This window comes from Micromonospora psammae (assembly GCF_036902725.1).
Lineage (GTDB): Bacteria > Actinomycetota > Actinomycetes > Mycobacteriales > Micromonosporaceae > Micromonospora.
The window spans coordinates 534068-553320 of sequence record NZ_JBAKHM010000001.1 but is presented as its reverse complement, the minus strand read 5'-3'; the positions used below and the strand labels follow the sequence as shown (position 1 = coordinate 553320).

Genomic DNA, 19253 nt, shown 5'->3' with positions numbered 1-19253 from the left:
CACGGGTGCCGAACTCGCTAATTGCGTTGCCCTCCAGCCCCGTCCGACCGCATCCTTGGGCCTGTGAACAGGCCCGATCGTGACGGGCCCACCCCCGGGCGCTCGGCAGGAGCCCGGTCCGCGGCGGCACGGGGCACCCACCTCTCTCTCACGTACGGCGTGCTCCGCCGTGCCCGACGGGTGCCCCGCGCCGCCGTCCCTCCGCCCGGCGGTGCGGCCTGCTCAGCGCACCCGCACGGCGAGACCTGACCCGGTCAGCGGACCAGGTCGGCGATGAGGTTGACGGAACCCGCGACGATCACCACACCGAACACGTAGGACAGGACGGCGTGGGCGAGCACGGTGCCTCGGATCCGCGGATCGCGGATGGTCGTGTCCGACACCTGGTAGGTCATGCCGATCGTGAAGGCGACGTAGGCCATGTCACGGTAGGTGGGCCGCTGCGCAGACTCGCCTTCGAAGCCGATCCCTCCGGTCGTCGATCCGAATTGCAGGTCGGCGTAGCGCAGGGTGAAGACCGTGTTCACAACGGTCCACGACAGCAGGACGGTCAGCACTGCGGCGCCGACGAGCAGCACCCGCGTCGAGCCGCTCTGCCGGCCGGCGAGGCTGAGAGCAAGGGCGACGCCGAGCAGGCTGGTGACGCCCGCCCCTACCAGCAGCACCGCGGCGGTCACCCGCGTCTCGTCCTCACGCATGGCGAGCGTCTCGGTGTGGGAGCTGTCCGCTCGGAGAATGACCGGCCAGACGGTGATGAGGAACGCGAGCGCCGCGGCGTCCCAGCCCCCCACCACGGCCAACTGCCACGTCATGAACTGCAGGAGCGCCAGAGCGACGATGAACCCGATGCCGGCGACGATGACGGCTCGCCGCAGGGCTGGGGCGTGCCAGCCCAGGCATCGGTGATACCACGTCCGCTGGGGCATGCCGGTCATCGTCCGAGTGTCTCCCACCGCATCGCGTCGCGTGCCCATAGCCGCAGACGCGGCTGCAACAGACGTTCCGGGGCCGGCGACAGAGCTGACTCCCCCTCTCGCCGTCGCTCCGGGCCACGACCGCACCGACGGGACCGGCTATCCGAAGCGGTCAGCCAGCTTCGTCAGCTTGGTGACGTACGCCGGCCAGTCATAGTCGTCGGGGATGTCGCTGTTCTCCCGCCGCAGGCCGATCGCCGTGTCGTGCTGCTCGCGCATGATGTCGGCGTGACCGGCGTGACGAGCGAGGTCGCAGGCCACGTGGACGATGATCCTTTGCAGCGTCACGTCCTGTCGCCCCGGCCGCCACCACGGCACCTGCCCCGGCGCGTCGAGGGGAAGCTGTTCGATCGTCTGGTCCACGAACACCCCGACACGGCGATACAGGTCGATCAGCCCATCCTTCGTCTCGCCCTCCGACGCGTACCAGTCTGCCTGCGGGTCCGTCTCGAACGCCTGCATGGGAACCAGGTCCTCAGGCGTCGGGAACTCGCGCCCGAAGGTGGGCCCGAAGTAGCCGGCTTCGACATTGAGGCAATGCTTGAGGACTCCCAGCAGGTTGTTGCCGGTCGCGGTGCGGGGCAGCCTCGCCTCGCGTTCGCTCAGCCCGTCGAGCTTCCAGATCAGGTCTTCGCGCGTCGCCCGGAGGTAGTGGTGCAGCGCAGCCTTCGCATCGCCCAAGTCAGCCATGCCCGCCAGTCTCCCCCATGCGCCGAGCCCACCGGGAACGGTGATCCGCATGGCGTCGGCCTGACCGGTGCCCACTTCCCGGACCGGCCGCCGGCTCAGGCGAACAGCAGGCCGGCGACCCAGAGGGCGGCGACGACCAGCCCGGCCAGGAACTCCACCATCATCGACAGCCCGGCCGCCTTGAGCGCCTGCACGGTCGCCGGCCAGGCGAGCTGGTTGCTGCCGAGCCGCAGCCGCTCGGCGCCGAACACCCCGCCGACGAAGCCGAGCACCAGCCCCACCACCGGGATCACGAAGAACCCCACCAGCCCGAGCAGGCCGCCGGCCAGCAGCGACGAGGTGGGCACCCCGGTCCGCTTCAGGTTCCGCCCCGGCCAGGCGTACTTGACCACTGTGCCGCCGGCGGCGACCACGGTGGCCGCGGCGAGCACCGCCCAGCGGCCGGGCCCGGCACCGCCGAAGAGTGCCCAGACCAGCACCCCGCCCCAGCACAGCGGCAGGGCCGGCAGCCCGGGCACCACCACGCCGGCCAGCCCGGCGAGGATGGCCAGCGCGGCCACCACCGACACCGCCGCCTGCGCGTCCGTCAGGCTCACCTGGCCACCTCGCCCCGCAGCCGAGCGGTGATCCGCTCCGCCGGCTCCGGCGGGCCGAACCAGCGGCCCTGCCCGGTGTCGCAGCGCAACGCCCGCAGCCGCTCGGCCTGCGTCCCGGTCTCCACCGCCTCGGCGGTCACCCACAGCTCCAGCGCGTGCGCCAGCCGGACCAGCGCGTCCACGATCCGCTCGTCCCGGTGGTCGGCGGGGGCGTCCGGGTCCTCGGCCTTGATGCCCTCCACGAACGGCCCGGCCAGCTTCAGGCAGTGGATCGGCAACCGACGCAGGTACGCCAGGTTCGAGTAGCCGGTGCCGAAGTCGTCGATGGCGAGCCGGACCCCGAGCGCGGCGAGGCGACGCAGCGACCGCAGCGGCTCCCCCGCGGTGCCCATCACCGCGCTCTCGGTCAGCTCCAGCTGCAGCAGCTCGGCGGGCAGGCCGGTCCGGTCCAGGGCGGCGGCCACGGTGTCCACGATGGCCGGGTCGTCGGCCTGCCGGGCGGCCAGGTTGACGCTCACCACCAGCTTGGCGGCGGGGAAGTCACGATGCCACGCCCGGGCGTCGCGGCACGCCTGACCGAGCACCCACTCGCCAAGCTGGACGATCAGGCCGGTCTCCTCGGCGAGCCCGATGAACCGGTCCGGGCCGACCAGGCCCAGCTCCGGATGCCGCCAGCGGACCAGCGCCTCGACGGCCCGCATCGAGCCGTCCAGCAGCGACACGATCGGCTGGTAGTGGAGCACGAACTCACCCCGGTCCAGGGCGGCCGGCAGGCCGGCGGCGAGCGCGGACCGGGCGATGTCGGCGGCGCTGCGCTCCGGGTCGTACACCGCCCAGCGGCCCCGGCCCTCCGCCTTGGCCCAGTAGAGGGTGGTGTCGGCGGCCTTCATCAGGTCGGAGACGCTGGTCTCCGCGGCCGGGCACTCGACCACGCCGACGCTCGCGGAGACGGCGAGCTGCTGGTCGCCCATGAGCACCGGGGCGGAGACGGCGGCGAGGGCCAGCTCGGCCACGCCCACGGCGTCGTCGATCCCCTCGCCACCGTCGACCAGGATGACGAACTCGTCGCCGCCCATCCGGGCGACCAGGTGGCCCAGCCCGGCCACGCAGTCGGCGAGCCGCCGGGCGATGGTGACCAGCAGGCGGTCGCCCAGGTCGTGCCCGAGGCTGTCGTTGACCGCCTTGAACCCGTCCAGGTCGAGGAAGCAGATGCCGATCCGCTGCTCCGGCCCGGCCGTCCCGAAGAGCTGCCCCAGGGTCTCGAAGAACAACGTCCGGTTGGGCAGGCCGGTCAGCGGGTCGTGCAGCGCCTGGAAGCGCAGCCGCTGCTGGAGTTCGTACCGCTCGGTGATGTCCTCGATCATCGCGACGGTGAACCGGGGCCGGCCGTCGTCGTGCCGGACCAGCGAGACGGCCAGGTCGGTCCAGACGACGCTGCCGTCCTTGCGGTGGTAGCGCTTCTCCACCCGGACCGTGTCGTGCTTGCCCTCGATCAGCTCCTGGTAGAGCTCCCACATGCCGGCGGCGTCGTCGGCGTGGAAGAGCGACGCCACGTTGATCTGCCGCAGCTCCTCGATGGTGTAGCCGAGCATCTCGGCGAAGGACTGGTTGACGTCGATGATCCGCCCGTCGGTGCCGGCGATGCCGATCCCGATGGCCGCGCCGGTGAAGACCGCCCGGAACCGTGCCTCGCTGTCGCGCAGTGCCCGCTCCACCGCGTCCCGGGCCTGCCAGGCCGACCGGGCGATCCGCTCCTGCTGGCTGAACGTGCGGTCGCGCAGCGCCCGGGCGAAGCCGGCCGCGAGGGCGCCCTGCAACGCCGCCACCCGGTCGGCGGCCTCCGGCTCGCCCACCCGGCCCGGTAGCACCCGCGCCAGGAACCGGTCACCGAGCGCGAGGACCGACCAGTCCAGCACCCGGGGCTCGGTCAGGTGCGCCTCCACCAGCGCCCGCCCCACGTCCTCCGCCGCGACCGCGGAGAACTCCGGGGCCAGCAGGGCCTGGCCGAGCCGTACGGTGTGCACGAGCAGCAGCCGCTCGGTCTCGTCCGCGCTGAGCGGCACGAAGGCGAGCCGGCGCACCGCCCGCGCCCACTCGGCGGCGTACCGCTGGGCGCCCGGGCGACTGAGGTCGTCCCCGTCGGGATCCGGGACGGCGGACATGTCGACTCAGCCGGCGGCGCGGTCGTATCGGGCCACCCCACCGAAGGCCCCGAACCGCTCGGGGCGGTCGTCCACGTCGGACGGCGAGTCGGGGCGCCAGAGCGGCATGTGCACCACGCCGGGCTCCAGGACCGTCCAGTCGCCGAAGAAGCCGGTGATCTCGGCGCGGGAGCGCAGCGTGATCTCGGTGGCGGTCCGCTTCGACAGCCGCTGCGCGTCGAGCATCTCCTGCGGCTGGTCCTCGAAGGTGGAGTGTGAGATCACCAGGAAGCTGCCGGGCACGGCGGCGGCCCGCAGGGCGGCCAGGATGTCCGCCGGACGGTCGACGTCCGGGATGAAGTGCACCACCCCGGCGAGCAGGATGCCCATCGGCCGGTCGAAGTCGATCAGGCCGCTGGACCGGGCCTCGTCGAGGATCAGCTTCGGCTCCCGCAGGTCCGCGCGGATGGCGGTGGCCCGGTCGTTGCCGGCCAGCAACTCCCGGCTGTGCGCCACGGCCACCGGGTCGATGTCGACGTAGACGATCCGCGCCTGCGGGTTGGCGGCCTGGGCCACCTCGTGCACGTTGCCGACGGTGGGAATGCCCGAGCCGATGTCGAGGAACTGGTCGATGCCGGCGTCCAGCAGCACCCGGACCGCCCGGCGGAGGAACTCCCGGCCGGAGCGCATGGTGGCCGCCAGGTTCGGCGTCATGCTGGCGATCTGCTCGGCGAGCTGCCGGTCGATCTCGAAGTTGTGCGCGCCGCCCAGGAAGTAGTCGTAGACCCGGGCGGCGCTCGGCCGGCTCAGGTCGATCTCGGCGGGAGTTCCGTCCGGCATCTGCATCGCTTCGCCCCAGTTCGTCGCCGCGGCGCGGGTGGGCACCGGTGCCCGGGGCGCGCGCGGGCACGCGGACGCGACACCGGCCGACCCGCGGATCGTGTGGTGCTGAACACTCTATGCGCGCGCGCCCTGACGCGGGAGATCGACTTTTCGGGCGGTCCGCCGGGCCCCGCAGCCCGCCCGCGCACGAATCAGCCGGCGGACTCCAGCATCAGCGCGATGCCCTGCCCCACCCCGATACACATCGTGGCCAGCGCCCGCCGGCCGCCGCGCCGACGCAGCTCCAGCGCGGCGGTCAACGCCAGCCGGGCGCCGCTGGCACCGAGCGGGTGACCCAGCGCGATCGCGCCGCCGTTCGGGTTGACGTGCTCGGCGTCCTCCGGCAGGCCCAGTTCGCGCAGCACGGCGACGCCCTGCGCGGCGAACGCCTCGTTCAGCTCCACCACGTCGACGTCGCCGAGGCCGAGGCCGAGCCGGTCGAGGAGCCTGCGGGTGGCCGGCACCGGGCCGATCCCCATGATCCGGGGCGGTACGCCCGCCGCGGCGGCGCCGCTGACCCGCGCGAGGGGGGTGAGCCCGTAGCGGGCGACCGCGTCCGCGGAGGCCACCAGCAGGGCCACCGCGCCGTCGTTGACGCCGGAGGAGTTGCCGGCGGTCACCGTCCCGCCCGCGCGGAACGGGGTGGGCAGCGCGGCGAGCTTCTCCAGCGAGGTCTCCCGGGGGTGCTCGTCGACCTCGACCAGCTTCGTCTCGCGCCGCCCCGCCGGCACCGTGACCGGCACGATCTCCTCGGCGAACCGACCGTCGGCCTGGGCCTTGGCGGCCCGCTGCTGGGAGCGCAGCGCGAACGCGTCCTGCGCCGCCCGGTCGACGCCGAACTCGGCGGCGACGTTCTCCGCCGTCTCCGGCATCGAGTCGATGCCCCACCCCTGCTCCATCAGCGGGTTGACCAGCCGCCAGCCGAGCGTGGTGTCGTAGACCTCGGCGGCGCGGGAGAACGGCGTGGCCGCCTTCGGCAGCACGAACGGCGCCCGGCTCATGCTCTCCACCCCGCCGGCCACCACCAGGTCGGCCTCGCCGGCCACGATGGCCCGCGCGGCGGTGGCGAGGGCGTCCAGGCCGGAGCCGCAGAGCCGGTTGACGGTGCTGCCGGGCACCTGCTCGGGCAGGCCGGCGAGCAGCGCCGCCATCCGGGCCACGTTGCGGTTGTCCTCGCCGGCCTGGTTGGCGCAGCCGAGCACCACGTCGTCGGTGCGGGCCCAGTCCACCGACGGGTGGCGGGCGACCAGTTCCCGGATCACGTGGGCGGCCAGGTCGTCGGGGCGTACCCCGGCGAGGGCGCCGGCGTACCGGCCGATCGGAGTGCGGACTCCGGCCACGAGGTATGCCACGGTCATCGGCGCTGTCCTTCGGGGGTGGGAAGGGGCTCGGGGGCGGCGTCCGCCGGGTCGCGCCGGACGTCCCGGGCGCCAGGATATCCGCGTCCGGACCGGATAGGTTGACGGCATGGCCCGGCCCCAGTTCAGCGCAGAGACCGCCGGCAGCGGCGAGTTCGTCCGCCAGCCCAACCGGTTCACCGGTCGGGTCACCCCGCACTCGACCGCGGCGGAGGGCGGGGGCCCGGACGAGCAGGACCGCTGGCCGCTGGAGGCCGGCCGGTACCGGCTGATCTGGTGCCGGGCGTGCCCGTGGGCGCACCGGGCCCAAATCGTCCGCGGCCTGCTCGGCCTCGACGAGGTCATCAGCCTCGGCACGGTCGACCCGATCCGGGACGAGCGGGGCTGGCGGTTCGCCCTCGACCCGGACGGCTTCGACCCGGTGCTCGGCATCGGCTACCTCTCCGAGGCGTACCTGGCCACCGATCCCGACTACACCGGGCGGGTCACCGTGCCGGCGCTGGTCGACACCCGCACCGGGCGGGTGGTCACCAACGACTACCCGCAGCTCACCCTGGACTTCTCCACCGAGTGGCGCCGGTTCCACTCCCCGGACGCGCCGGACCTCTACCCGGTCGAGCTGCGCCCGGAGCTGGACGCGCTGATGGCCGAGATCCACCGGGACGTCAACAACGGCGTGTACCGGTGCGGCTTCGCCACCTCCCAGCAGGCGTACGACGAGGCGTACGTCGCGCTCTTCGCGCGGCTGGACGCGCTGTCGGAGCGGCTGGCCGGGCGGCGCTATCTGATGGGCGACGCGATCACCGAGGCGGACGTGCGGCTCTTCACCACGCTCATCCGCTTCGACCTGGCGTACCACGGGCACTTCAAGTGCAACCGGCAGAAGCTGACCGAGATGCCGGTGCTCTGGGCGTACGCCCGGGACCTGTTCCAGACCCCGGGGTTCGGCGAGACGGTGGACTTCGACCACATCAAGCGGCACTACTACGGCACCCACCAGGAGATCAACCCGACCGGCGTCGTGCCGCTGGGCCCGGACACCTCCGGCTGGACGACGCCGCACGGGCGTGGCTGACCCGGACCGGTCCGCCGCGGCGACCACCACCCCCGCCCGGGCGGCCGCCGCGGCGGCCGCCGCCGGCTGCGGGCTGGCCGGCGCCGTGTCGGTGGCCGTCGCGGTGGCCGCCGGTCCCGGCCCGGGCCTGACCGGGTACATCAGCGAGGCCGCCATCACCCAGAGCGGCTACGCCCCGACGTACCGGATCGGGATCTTCTCCCTGGCCGCGGCGCTGCTGCTGCTGGCCACGGCGCTCCCGCCGGAGCTGCGCCGCGCGGCGGCGCTGCTCGGCACGGGTGCGGTCTGCACCGCGCTCTCCGGCGCGGTGACGTGCAGCGCCGGCTGCCCGCTGCCGCCGTTCGAGACGCCGACCGCCGCCGATCTGGTGCACGGCGGGGCGAGCATCGGGGCGGTGGCGGCGACGGTCTCCGCGATGCTGGCGATCGCCGTCTCCGCGCGCGCGGCGCCCGGGCTGCGCCGGCTCGCCCGGCTCGGCGCCGGGGTGGCGCTGCCGCTGGGCCTGGCCATCGCCGTGGCGATCGTGACGGTCGGGCGGGGTGGCCTGGTGGGTGGCCTGGAACGGCTGTTGCTGGCGGTCGCCGCCGGTTGGGGTCTCGCCACGGCCATGGCGCTCGGGGCCGGACGAGCCGATCGCCGAGGGCGGAGCCGGAGCCGATAACGAATCCCTAACGAGTGGCGGCGCGACGCCACCGCATACCAGGAGCAGAGTTCCCGAAAGGGACAACCCTCCGTGACGGCCGGCGTTCCCTGCGACACATCGGGCTGCTTCACTGTGGCCGACCATCGGGCACGATCCGGTGCCCGGGCCACACACGGGGGGATTCCATCGTGCTGCCCAGACAACGATCCCGACTTCATCGACGCCTGCTGGCATCGACGGCCGCCACCAGCATGCTTCTCGGTGCCGCCGCGCTCACCGCCGAGACCGGGCCGGTCGCCGCCGCGCCCGCCTCGAACGCACCCCGCTCGGAGCCGAGCGCCAGCTCGCTCGGCATCGACCAGGCGATGGCCCGGGCGCGACGCACCGGCAAGCCGGTGGAGGCCGGCGCCGCCGGCACCTCGACCACCCTCGTCACCGCCCGTCCGGACGGCACCGTCGAGCTGACCCAGTCCGCCGTGCCGACCCGTGCCCGGGTCGACGGCCAGTGGAAGAACCTCGACCCGACCCTGGTCCGGCACGCCGACGGCAGCATCACCGGCGCGGTCACCACCAACCCGGTCCGACTCTCCCCGGGCGGCAGTGGCCCGCTGGCCCAGTTGACCTCCGGCGATCGATCTCTCGACGTGGGCACCCCGGTTCCGCTGCCCGCGCCGACCCTCGCCGGCCCCACCGCCACCTATGCCGACGTCCTGCCCGGGGTCGACCTGACCGTCCGGATCACCGGCGAAGGCTCGTTCTCGCACGTCTTCGTCGTCCGGGACGCGGTGGCGGCGAAGCACCCGGCGCTGGCCACCCTCTCGTTGAGCACCCGCGCCAAGGGCTTCACCCTGGCCACGGACGCGGCCGGCAACATCGCCGGCCGGGACCGGACCGGCGCGGCGGTGCTCACCGCGCCCGCCCCGGTCATGTGGGACTCCTCCGCCGACGCGGCCGTGTCAGCCGCGCCGGGCGGCGCCAGGTCCACCGCGACGGCGCCGGGCCGAGCCGCCCGCACCGCCCCCGTCGCGGTGGGGATCGGCAACGACCGACTGCGCCTCACCCCGGACCGCGGGTTGCTCACCGACGCCCGCACGGTCTACCCGGTCTACATCGACCCCACCTTCACCTGGACGCCGATCGGGCCGAAGATGTCCGGCTGGGCGACGATCTCCTACCAACACCAGTCGACCAACTACTGGAAGGACACCCCCGACCTGATCGGGCGGATGCAGGTCGGCAACTCCGGCAGCCAACGCTCCAACACCCTGATCAACTTCCCGGTCCCCCACAGCACGCTGGCCGGGGCGGAGATCGCCGACGCGTTCTTCAAGATCACCAACACCCGGTCGTGGAGCTGCACCGACAAGACCGTCAACGTCTACGCCCCCGGCACGACGCTCAGCTCCGGCAACGCCACCTGGAACTACTGGGAGTCACAGAGCAAGGGCCCGCTGGCCGCCTCCAAGAGCTTCGCCCACGGCTACAGCGGCTGCGACGCCGCCGGCGTCTCCTTCGACATCAGCAGCCAGATCAGGACCGACGTCACCAACAAGAAGCCCACCCGCACCCTCTGGATGGTCGCCGCCAACGAGGCCAGCGACACCCAGAGCTGGAAGGAATTCCTCGAGACCAGCCCCACGCTGACCATCCGCTACAACCACAAGCCCAACCAGCCCACCGGCCTGACCACCTCGCCGAAGACGGTCTGCGCCGGCGGCTCCACGGTCGGTGACGCCTCGGTCTCGCTCTACGCCCCGGTCTCCGACCGCAACGGTGGCACCCTCGGCGTCTCCTTCAAGCTCTGGAAGAGCTCCGACCCCACGCAGACCGCGATCGCCACCTCGAACCCGAGCCTGCTGACCTATTCCTCCGGTACCACGGCGGTACTCGTCGTACCGGTCGCCGGCCTGCGCACCGCCGCCGGGGTCACCGGCACGCCGGGCAGCGGGCAGCCGACCGCCTTCTCCTGGAAGGTCCAGGCGACCGACTTCCGTACCGCCGGCGAGTGGTCGGCCACCTGTACCTTCACCTTCGACCCCACCCGCCCGGGCAAGCCCGCGGTGGCCGAGCCGACCGGTCAGATCACGATCGGCCAGCCGATGACCCTCAGCGTCGGCCCGCCCGAGAGCGGCACCCCGCCCCGCGGGTACTTCTACCAGCTGAACGCCAGCGCACCGGTCGAGGTGACCGCGCAGACCGACGGCAGCGCCTCGATCACCCTGGCGCCGACCCGGTTCACCAACACCGTCACCGTCACCAGCCTCTCCACCGGCGGAAACATCGGCGACAGCGCCAGCGTGACCTTCAACGCCCAGCCGGCTGCGACCGCCGTGGACGGGGACCTCACCGGCGACGACGTCCCCGACCTGCTCGCGGTGGGAGCCACGAACGGCATCCCGTCCGGCGTCTGGCTGGCCAGCGGCATCGGCAACGGCGGCATCCAGCCGGTTGCCAGCAACATCGGCGCCAACGGCAACGGCGTGACCGGCGCCAACGCCCCCACCGACTTCGACGGCGGGCAGGCGCTCACCGGCCGCTTCGGCGGCACCGGGCTCCAGGACCTGCTGGTCTACTACCCCGGTGGCACCAACCCCGGTGGCGCGGGCATCCTGCGCGCGAACGGGGACGGCTCGGTGCTGCGGCCCGAGACCAACGAGAACCAGCAGAGCATCGACCCCGCCCAGCTCGTGGACCCGGACGGCAACTCGCCGCGGCAACTGGCCAACGCCGGCGACAGCCGCGGCCTCGCCTCGCCCTACCCCGATCTCATCGGCACCAGCGGGGACGCCACCCGCGGCTACCACCTGACCTACTACCCCAACCTCGGCTTCGTCGGCGGCTACTTCGAACCGGTCCACCTGACGACCGCCACGCCGACCGGCGGCACCGACTGGGACCGCTGGACGATCACCACCGCCCAGCTCGCCGACGGCACCGCCATGTTCCTCTGGAACCGCGACACCAACGCCCTGCACCTGTGGACCGGGCTCACCGCCACACCGGAGTCCGGACAGCTCACCTACACGGCGCACGCGCTGACCAACCCGGCATGGAACCCGGGGTCCGGTGCCGTCCTGCGCGCCGGTGACCTCAACGGCGACGGTACGGCCGACCTGTGGACCACGACGGCCGGGGCGAAGAGCACCGCCTGGCTGGTCACCGACCTCGCTCCCGGCACGGGCACCATCACCGCCCAGGCCGACCAGACGGTGATCACCGCCAGTCACGCCTGGCAGCTGAACACCCTCACCACCGCGCCGGTGACCGCACCGGACGCCGTGGGCACCCTGCACGCCACCGCCAGCGGCAAGGTCGAGCTGAACACCGGTGACCTCTTCGACCCGGACGTCGCGCTCGACGGCACGGGCACCCTCGTCACCACCGGCGCGGCGGTCGACACCCGGTCCGAGTTCACCGTGTCGGCCTGGGTGAAGCCCGACGCGACCGGTGGGACCGTGCTCTCCCAGGACGGTACCGCCACGGCCGGGTTCCGGGTCTGGGCGGAGGCCAGCGACAGCTCATGGCGGTTCGCGATGTCCCGCAGCGACGTGGCCGCTCCGGTGTGGGACACCGCGACCGCCGGCGCGAACAGCGCCCGGCTCGGCGTCTGGACCCAGCTCACCGCCACCTTCAAGCCGGGTGCCGGCAACCTGAGCACGATGTTCCTCTACGTCAACGGCCGCCAGGCGGGGTCCGCGTCGCACACCACGACCTGGAACGCCGCCGGCGGCCTGCGGATGGGCAGCCTGAGGACCGGCACGAGCAGCTACGGCGGCCACCTCCGGGGGCAGCTCTCGCTGGTGCAGACCTGGAACCAGGTGGTGGTGCACCCCACCCCGGCCGCTCATGACCTGACCGGCGACGGACGAGCGGACGTCGTGAGGGCGGACTCCTCGGGCGGGCTCTGGTTGCACCCCAACACCGGCAGCGGCGGCATGTCCACCTTCGGCGCGGCGGTGAAGATCGGCACCGGGTGGAGCACTTACCGCTGGGACGTCCAGGACTGGAACCAGGACGGCCTGGCCGACCTGATGGCTGTCGACTCGTCCGGTCTGCTCTGGACCTATCCCAACGTCAACGGGGCACCGACCTACACGCAACGGAGGCAGATCGGCGTCGGCTGGAGCAGCTACACGCACGCCACCGGGCACGCCGACGGGGACACCCGACCCGACCACTTCGGCGTCAACAACGTGACCGGCCAGCTCTTCCACTACCCGGACGGGTGCTGCAAGGTGGAGGTCGGTCGCGCCGGCTGGAGCAACTACCGGATCTTCCCCGCCGACTTCGACGGTGACGGGCTCGACGACGTCATCGCGATCGACACCGCGGGTGACATGTGGTACTACCCGAACACCGGCCAGTCGGGGTCGGCGATGCTCGGGGTCCGCAAGCAGATCGGTGCCAGCTGGACCAGCTACCGGGTGACGGTGACGGACCTGAACGGGGACCGGCGCCCCGACGTCGTGGCCGCGGACCCGAGCGGCAACCTCTGGCTGTACGCCAACAACGGCAACCTCGGCTGGAGCAACCGGGTGCAGGTCGCCAGCGGCTGGACCCCGACCGCGGCCAAGGCCATCGGCTAGGCGGTGTCGGCGGCCGCCCGACCCGGGTCACCCGGGACGGGCGGCCGTCGCGCTTCTGTAAGGAGCCTCACGCCGGCCGCTCCTTCTTGCCGGTGCTCGCCGGGAGTAGCCTCGGCTGGCGATGACCAATGTCTGGCACCTCACCGTCCGCCTGTATGTCGATCTCCGACTGCAGGCCAGCGGCGTCTGTCCGGCGCAGCCTCGTTCCTGACGCTGCCCGGTTCCGACCCCTTCCAGACCTTGGACACCTCTTCATGGCTTCCGCCCTGCGCAAGTTCCCCTTCTCCGTGCAGATCCTGCTCGGCCTCGTCCTCGGCGTGGCGCTCGGTTTCCTCGCCCGCGCCAACGACCTGAGCTGGCTGGCCAGCACCCTCGACACCGTCGGCGGCCTCTTCGTCCAGCTGCTCAAGCTGGCCGTGCCCCCGCTGGTCTTCACCGCCATCGTGGTCAGCGTGGTCAGCCTGCGCGGCGTGGCCAACGCCGCCCGGCTGGCGCTCAAGACGCTGCTCTGGTTCGGCGCGACCGCGCTGGTCGCGGTGGCCGTCGGCATCGGCCTCGGCCTGCTCACCGACCCGGGCCGGGGCGTGGCGCTGGACACCGCCGGCGCCGCCGCACCGAAGAAGACCGGCTCGTGGACCGACTTCCTCACCGGCATCGTGCCGACCAACCCGGTCGGCGCGTTCGTCGAGGGCAACGTGCTCCAGATCGTCTTCCTCGCCCTGGTCGTCGGCGCCGCGGCGCTGCTGGTCGGCGAGGCCGCCGAGCCGTTCGTCGCGCTCAACCGCTCGCTGCTGGAGATCGTGCAGAAGGCGCTCTGGTGGGTGATCCGGCTCGCCCCGATCGGCACGCTGGGCCTGATCGGCAACGCCGTCGCCTCGTACGGCTGGGACCTGCTGGCGCCGCTGGCAAAGTTCACCACCGCCGTCTACGTGGGCTGCGCGATCGTGCTCTTCGTGATCTACCCGCTGGTGCTGGTGGTCGCCGGCCGGCTCAACCCGCTGCGCTTCTTCGCCGGCGCCTGGCCGGCGATCGAGCTGGCGTTCGTCTCCCGCTCCTCGGTGGGCACCATGCCGGTGACCCAGCGCTCGGTCGAGCGGCTCGGCGTCCCGCGTGAGTACGCCTCCTTCGCGGTGCCCTTCGGCGCCACCACGAAGATGGACGGCTGCGCGTCGATCTACCCCGCCCTGGCGGCGATCTTCGTCGCGCAGATCTTCGGGGTGGACCTGGGCGTCACCGACTACCTGCTGATCGCCTTCGTCTCGGTGGTCGGCTCGGCCGCCACCGCCGGCCTCACCGGCGCGACCGTGATGCTCACCCTGACCCTGAGCACGCTGGGCCTGCCGCTGGCCGGCGCCGGCCTGCTGCTGGCGATCGACCCGATCCTGGACATGATCCGCACCGCCACCAACGTGGCCGGGCAGGCTCTGGTGCCGACCGTCGTCGCCGCCCGCGAGGGCACCCTGGACCGGGCCGCGTACGACTCGGCCGGCCGGCGTGAGCTGATCGACGCCGACGAGACCGAGCGGCCGGCCCGCTCCGACGAGCTGGCTCCCGTTCCCGCCTGACACCTGCCGTACGTCGGGGAGGCCCCTCGGGGTCTCCCCGACGGCGCTGCTGGAGGATCACCGCATGAGTGCCCTGTTCACCCCGCTGAGCCTGCGCGCGGTCACCCTGCCCAACCGGGTCGCCCTCGCCCCGATGTGCCAGTACAGCGCCGGCCCGGACGGCCTGCCCACCGACTGGCACCGGGTGCACCTCGGTTCCCGGGCCGTCGGCGGTGCCGGCCTGATCCTCACCGAGGCCACCGCGGTGGTGCCGGAGGGGCGGATCAGCCCGCAGGACACCGGGCTCTGGTCGGACGCGCACGTCGACGCCTGGCGCCCGGTCACCGGATTCGTCGCCGCGCAGGGCGCGGTGCCGGCCGTGCAGCTCGCGCACGCCGGGTTCAAGGCGTCCACCTACCGGCCGTGGGACGGCCGGGGCGGCGTGCCGGACGCCGAGGGCGGCTGGACGCCGGTCGGCCCGGGCGACGAGCCGTTCCTCACCGACCATCGGCGGCCGACCGCGCTCGACGAGAGCGGGATCGCCTTGGTGGTGGAGGCGTTCGCCGTCGCCGCGGCCCGGGCCCTGGACGCCGGCTTCGCCGCCGTGGAGATCCACGCCGCGCACGGCTACCTGCTGCACGAGTTCCTCTCCCCGCTGACCAACCACCGCACCGACGGCTACGGCGGCTGACCGCGCCGCCCGGATGCGGCTCACCCTGGAGGTGGCCCGGGCGGTCCGCGCGGCGGTCGGCGAACGGACGCCGGTGCTGGCCCGGATCTCCGCCACCGACTGGGTCGAGGGCGGCTGGACGGTCGAGGACAGCGTGGTGCTCGCCGGCGAGCTGGCCGCCGCCGGGGTGGACCTGGTCGACGCCTCCTCCGGCGGCGCCTCGGCTCGGGCGGCCATTCCGGTCGGGCCCGGCTACCAGGTGCCCCTCGCGGCCCGGATCCGCCGCGACGCGGGGGTGCTCACCGGCGCGGTGGGCCTGATCGTGGAGCCGGAGCAGGCCGAGGAGATCGTCGCCGGCGGCGAGGCCGACCTGGTGCTGCTCGGCCGTGAGCTGCTGCGCGACCCGTACTGGCCGCGTCGCGCCGCCGCCAAGCTGGGTGCCGCGCCGGGCTGGCCGGACCAGTACGCCCGCGCCTTCTGACCCGGACCCGCCTCCGAGGTCAGCCGGCCAGGTGGCTCCAGTCGTCCTCGAGGTCGCGCCAGGGGCCCTGGGCGGCCACCGTGCCGTCGATGAGCACCACCACGTGGTCGGCCCGGACCAGCGCGGCCCGCTTCGACGTCGATCCGACCACGGTCACCCCGTGCTCCCGCAGCGCCGCCCAGAGCGCCAGCTCGGTGGTGACGTCCAGCGCGGACGACACGTCGTCGGCGACCAGCAGCTCGGTCCGCGGCGCCAACGCCCGGGCCAGCGCCAGTCGCTGGAGCTGACCGCCGGAGAGCCGGGTCCCCTTGTGCCCGATGAGCAGCCCGAGCCCGCCGCCGGCCGCCGCGAGGTCGTGCTCCAGCTGGGCGGTGGCCACCGCGCCGGCCGCGTCCACGTCGTGGCCGAGGGCGATGTTGTCGGCGACCGTGCCGGAGAGCACCCGGGGTAGCTGGCCGACGTACCCGACCTGCTGCGGGCGCAGGAACAGCTCCGGCTCGGTCACCGGTTCGCCGTTCCACCGCAGCGTGCCGGTGTGGTGCACGATCCCGGCCAGCGCGCGCAGCAGCGACGACTTGCCGGCGCCCACCGGCCCGACCACCAGCACCAGCTGCCCGCGTTCGACGGTCAGGTCGACGTCCCGTACGGCGAGCGTGCCGTCGGTGTGCAGCGCCCCGAAACCGGCCAGCTCCAGCCGGCGCAGCGGGCGCCGGGCCGGCGGCACCGGCGCGGGCGCGGTGCCGGCGACGATGTCCACCCCCGGCACCGCCGCCGAGTACGCCCCGACCCCGGACATCGCGACCGTCCGGCGGGTCCAGACCCGGGCCGACGGGTAGTGGGAGACCAACGACGCGGTGGTCCAGGCGAACCAGCGGGCGGCGCCCAGCGTGGAGACCGCGACCAGGGTGGCGCCCGCGGAGAGCCCACCGGACAGGTAGAGCGCCCACGCCCCGATCGGCAGCAGCCCGCTGAGCACCGACGGGGTGGAACGGGCCCACACCTGCATGGAGATCTCCCGGCGCTGCCGGTCGCTGCGGACGGTGTCCAGCCCGGCCAGGTGGTCCAGCACCGGGCGGGTGGCGCCGGCGAGCTTCACCGTCCGGGCCGCCGAGAGCGTGGAGACCAGCGCGGTGGCGAAGGCGGCCCGGGCCTTGACCGTGCCCCGGGCGGAGCGCTCCAGGCGGGGGCCGAAGAGCGTCGCGGCCAGCCCGGAGGCCACCATCGTGCCGACGAAGAAGAGCCCCGGCACGGCGCTGCCGGTCACCACCGTCATGGTGACCAGGAGCACCACGGCGATGAACTGGTCGACCAGGTTGTCGGCGAGCTCCACGACCCGTTCGGTGTCGCCACCCTGGGCCACCACCTCGGCCGGGGTGTGCGCGCTGACCCGGCGCGGGCCGGTCTGGCCGTGCACCAGGCGCAGGCTGATCCGCAGCATCTGGCGCACCCACCACTGGGGGAACCACAGGTTGGTGAAGTAGGGCAGCGGCAGCACGACCAGCAGCGCGACGACGATGCCGAGCGCCGGCAGCCAGGGACTGCCACCGTCGACCACGTCCGCCCAGAGCCAGGGCAGCACCGCGCCGTCCAGGCCGAGCAGCACCATGACGACGAACATGCCGACCGAGACCAGGCCGTACCGCGGGTCGTTCAGGGCCAGGCGCAGGATCTCCCGCATGGTCCGCGCGGACGGCGGCGTGGGCGGGGGCGGCGGGTCGCTCTTGGGTACGGCCACCGGCCGGGCGGACGGCGCGGGCTCGGGCAGCGGCTCGACGACGTCCCACTCCCCGCCCGCGGCGGGAAGCAGGTCCACCCCGCCGCGTGCCGCGCCGGCCGGGGCGTACGCGCCGGCGTGGCTGGTGGCGAGCAGCTCGGCGAAGCGTCGCGACCCGCGCAGCGGCCCGGCCTCCAGCACCGCGCCGTCGGCCATCACCACCACCTCGTCGCAGCGGCGCACCGAGGAGAGGCGGTGCGCGATGACGATGCCGATCCGGTCGGTGAGCAGGCGCTCGGTGGCCTGGCGTACCCGGGTCTCGGTGACCGGGTCCAGCCGGGCGGTGGCCTCGTCGAGGATCACCACGTGCGGGTCGCGGACCAGGATCCGGGCGAACGCCACCAGCTGTTCCTGCCCGGCGGAGAGCACGTGCCCGCCCTCGCCCAGCCGGGTCCGCACCCCGTCGGGCAGCTCGGCGATCCAGCCGGCCAGGCCCAGCTCCTCCAGCGCCCGGGTGGCGTCGTCGAGCAGGTCGGGGTCGAAGAGCGCGACGTTCTCGGCGAGGGTGCCGGCCAGGATCTCGGTGCGCTGCGGCACCACGGCGATCCACCGGCGCAGCTCCTCGACGTCGAGGTCGAGCAGGTCGATGTCGCCGAGGAGGACCGTGCCGCGCGGCACGTCGACGGCCCGGGTGAGCACCTTGGCCAGCGTCGACTTGCCCGATCCGGTCCGCCCGACCAGGGCGTACGAGCGGCCCCGGGCGAAGGTCAGCCGGACGTCGCGCAGCGCCGGCCCCCGGCCGGTGTCCTCGCTCTCCGGGTAGCGGAAGGTGAGCCCGCGCACGGTCAGGTCGCCGTCGACCGGGGCCAGTCCGCCCGCGGGTTCCTGCCGGGCGCCGGAGAGCAGCTGCACCCGGGCCCAGGCGCCGAGCGCGTACTGCAGGTGCGGCACCCAGCGGGCGATGTGCTCGACGGTGGCACCGAAGGCGATGGCGAGCAGCCAGATGGCGGTCACCCGGGCTCCGTCGATCCGGCCGGCGGTCAGCGCCCAGGCGCCGCCGAGCACCACGGCGGCGATGCCGACCCGGATGGCGCCGGCGGCGATGGTGGTGACCCGGGCCGACATCAGGAACACCCGGCGTCCCCGGGCCAGCACCTCGGCGGCGCGGCGGGCGTAGAGCCGCAGCACGTAGGGCCGGGCCAGGCTGGTGCGGACGTCGTCCTGGCCGTGGACCGCCTCCTCCATCACCGCGGCGAGGTCGGACCAGGCCTCCTCCTCGGCCATCCGGGCCGGGGCGATGGCCGTGGTGGGGCGGCGCAGCGCCACGGCGAGCAGCGCGGTCAGGGTCAGCATGCCGACCCCGGCCGGCCACCAGACGAACATGGCGCTCGCCGTGGCCAGCAGGCAGACGGCCAGCCCCTGGACGAGCCGTACGCCGGTGTTCCGCAGCTCCGCCGCGACCTGGTAGACGTCGTTGTCGATGCGGTCGAGCAGCTCGCCGACCGGGGTGGTCTCCAGGGTGCCCAGGTCCTGCCCGAGCGCCACCCGGCAGAGGCGGCGGCGCACGTCGGCGGACCAGTCGGCGGTGAGGCCGGCCATCAGCAGCCCGATCACCAGGTCGGTGACCACAGCGGCGACGAGCGCGACGACCAGCGCGGCGAACCAGCCGGCCGACCGGTGCACCAGGACGGGACCGGCCAGCGCCGAGGCGGCCGCCTGCCCGGCGGCGCCGAGCACGATCAGCACGCCGACGATCGTGATCCGGTGGGGCGAGGTGACCCACAGGTCGCGGAGCAGGCGCATGGGTGGGTCCTCCGGATCCGGTGGCGGAGGTTCCAGCCTGCGGGGTGCGGCCCGGCTGCTCAACGCATTTACGCCGGGACCGCCGGAGCGCGGCGG

General features: G+C 73.7%; 11 protein-coding genes and 1 pseudogene. 5 read left to right on the top strand and 7 right to left on the bottom strand.

Going from position 1 to position 19253, the window contains the following annotated elements:
• Positions 1 to 254: 254 nt before the first annotated feature.
• From V6U79_RS02580 to pcaF, 6 genes are all read right to left on the bottom strand, one after another.
• Complete coding sequence (locus V6U79_RS02580; RefSeq protein ID WP_334613324.1) at positions 255 to 935, bottom strand: DUF1345 domain-containing protein; 681 nt, start codon at positions 933 to 935, stop codon at positions 255 to 257.
• Positions 936 to 1073: 138 nt separating this feature from the next.
• A complete protein-coding gene (locus V6U79_RS02575; RefSeq protein ID WP_334613395.1) occupies positions 1074 to 1664 on the bottom strand; it encodes a DinB family protein in 591 nt (196 codons plus the stop codon).
• 95 nt (positions 1665 to 1759) lie between these two features.
• Positions 1760 to 2260: a DUF456 domain-containing protein gene (locus V6U79_RS02570; RefSeq protein ID WP_334523052.1), complete on the bottom strand. Its 501-nt coding sequence runs from the start codon at positions 2258 to 2260 to the stop codon at positions 1760 to 1762.
• Complete coding sequence (locus V6U79_RS02565; protein WP_334613323.1) at positions 2257 to 4422, bottom strand: putative bifunctional diguanylate cyclase/phosphodiesterase; 2166 nt, start codon at positions 4420 to 4422, stop codon at positions 2257 to 2259. The genes V6U79_RS02570 and V6U79_RS02565 overlap by 4 nt, the downstream gene beginning before the upstream one ends.
• Before the next feature lie 6 nt (positions 4423 to 4428).
• Positions 4429 to 5247 (bottom strand): SAM-dependent methyltransferase, encoded by an 819-nt coding sequence (locus tag V6U79_RS02560; protein ID WP_334523046.1) that lies wholly within the window; start codon positions 5245 to 5247, stop codon positions 4429 to 4431.
• Positions 5248 to 5435: 188 nt separating this feature from the next.
• Positions 5436 to 6641, bottom strand: coding sequence for a 3-oxoadipyl-CoA thiolase (pcaF, locus tag V6U79_RS02555; RefSeq protein WP_334523044.1), 1206 nt, complete (start codon positions 6639 to 6641; stop codon positions 5436 to 5438).
• Between the two features lie 109 nt (positions 6642 to 6750).
• On the opposite strand from pcaF, the gene V6U79_RS02550 reads away from it, so the two are divergent.
• The 5 genes and pseudogenes from V6U79_RS02550 to V6U79_RS02530 all read left to right on the top strand — a co-directional run bounded on the left by V6U79_RS02550 (position 6751) and on the right by V6U79_RS02530 (position 15640).
• The gene (locus V6U79_RS02550; RefSeq protein WP_334523042.1) at positions 6751 to 7716 is read left to right on the top strand and encodes a glutathione S-transferase family protein; all 966 of its coding nucleotides are present in this window, start codon (positions 6751 to 6753) and stop codon (positions 7714 to 7716) included.
• Entirely contained in the window at positions 7709 to 8377 is a 669-nt protein-coding gene (locus V6U79_RS02545) for a DUF998 domain-containing protein (protein WP_334523041.1), read from the top strand. The genes V6U79_RS02550 and V6U79_RS02545 overlap by 8 nt, the downstream gene beginning before the upstream one ends.
• A 233-nt stretch (positions 8378 to 8610) precedes the next feature.
• Positions 8611 to 12945 carry an FG-GAP-like repeat-containing protein gene (locus tag V6U79_RS02540; protein ID WP_334613322.1) on the top strand — a complete coding sequence of 1445 codons (4335 nt, stop codon included), beginning with the start codon at positions 8611 to 8613 and terminating at the stop codon, positions 12943 to 12945.
• Positions 12946 to 13211: 266 nt separating this feature from the next.
• A complete protein-coding gene (locus tag V6U79_RS02535; protein ID WP_334523038.1) occupies positions 13212 to 14510 on the top strand; it encodes a dicarboxylate/amino acid:cation symporter in 1299 nt (432 codons plus the stop codon).
• A 64-nt stretch (positions 14511 to 14574) separates the two neighbouring features.
• Positions 14575 to 15640: pseudogene (locus tag V6U79_RS02530) on the top strand (NADH:flavin oxidoreductase/NADH oxidase).
• A gap of 19 nt (positions 15641 to 15659) precedes the next feature.
• On the opposite strand, the gene V6U79_RS02525 reads toward V6U79_RS02530, so the two are convergent.
• Positions 15660 to 19157, bottom strand: coding sequence for an ATP-binding cassette domain-containing protein (locus V6U79_RS02525; RefSeq protein WP_334613321.1), 3498 nt, complete (start codon positions 19155 to 19157; stop codon positions 15660 to 15662).
• Positions 19158 to 19253: the final 96 nt, after the last annotated feature.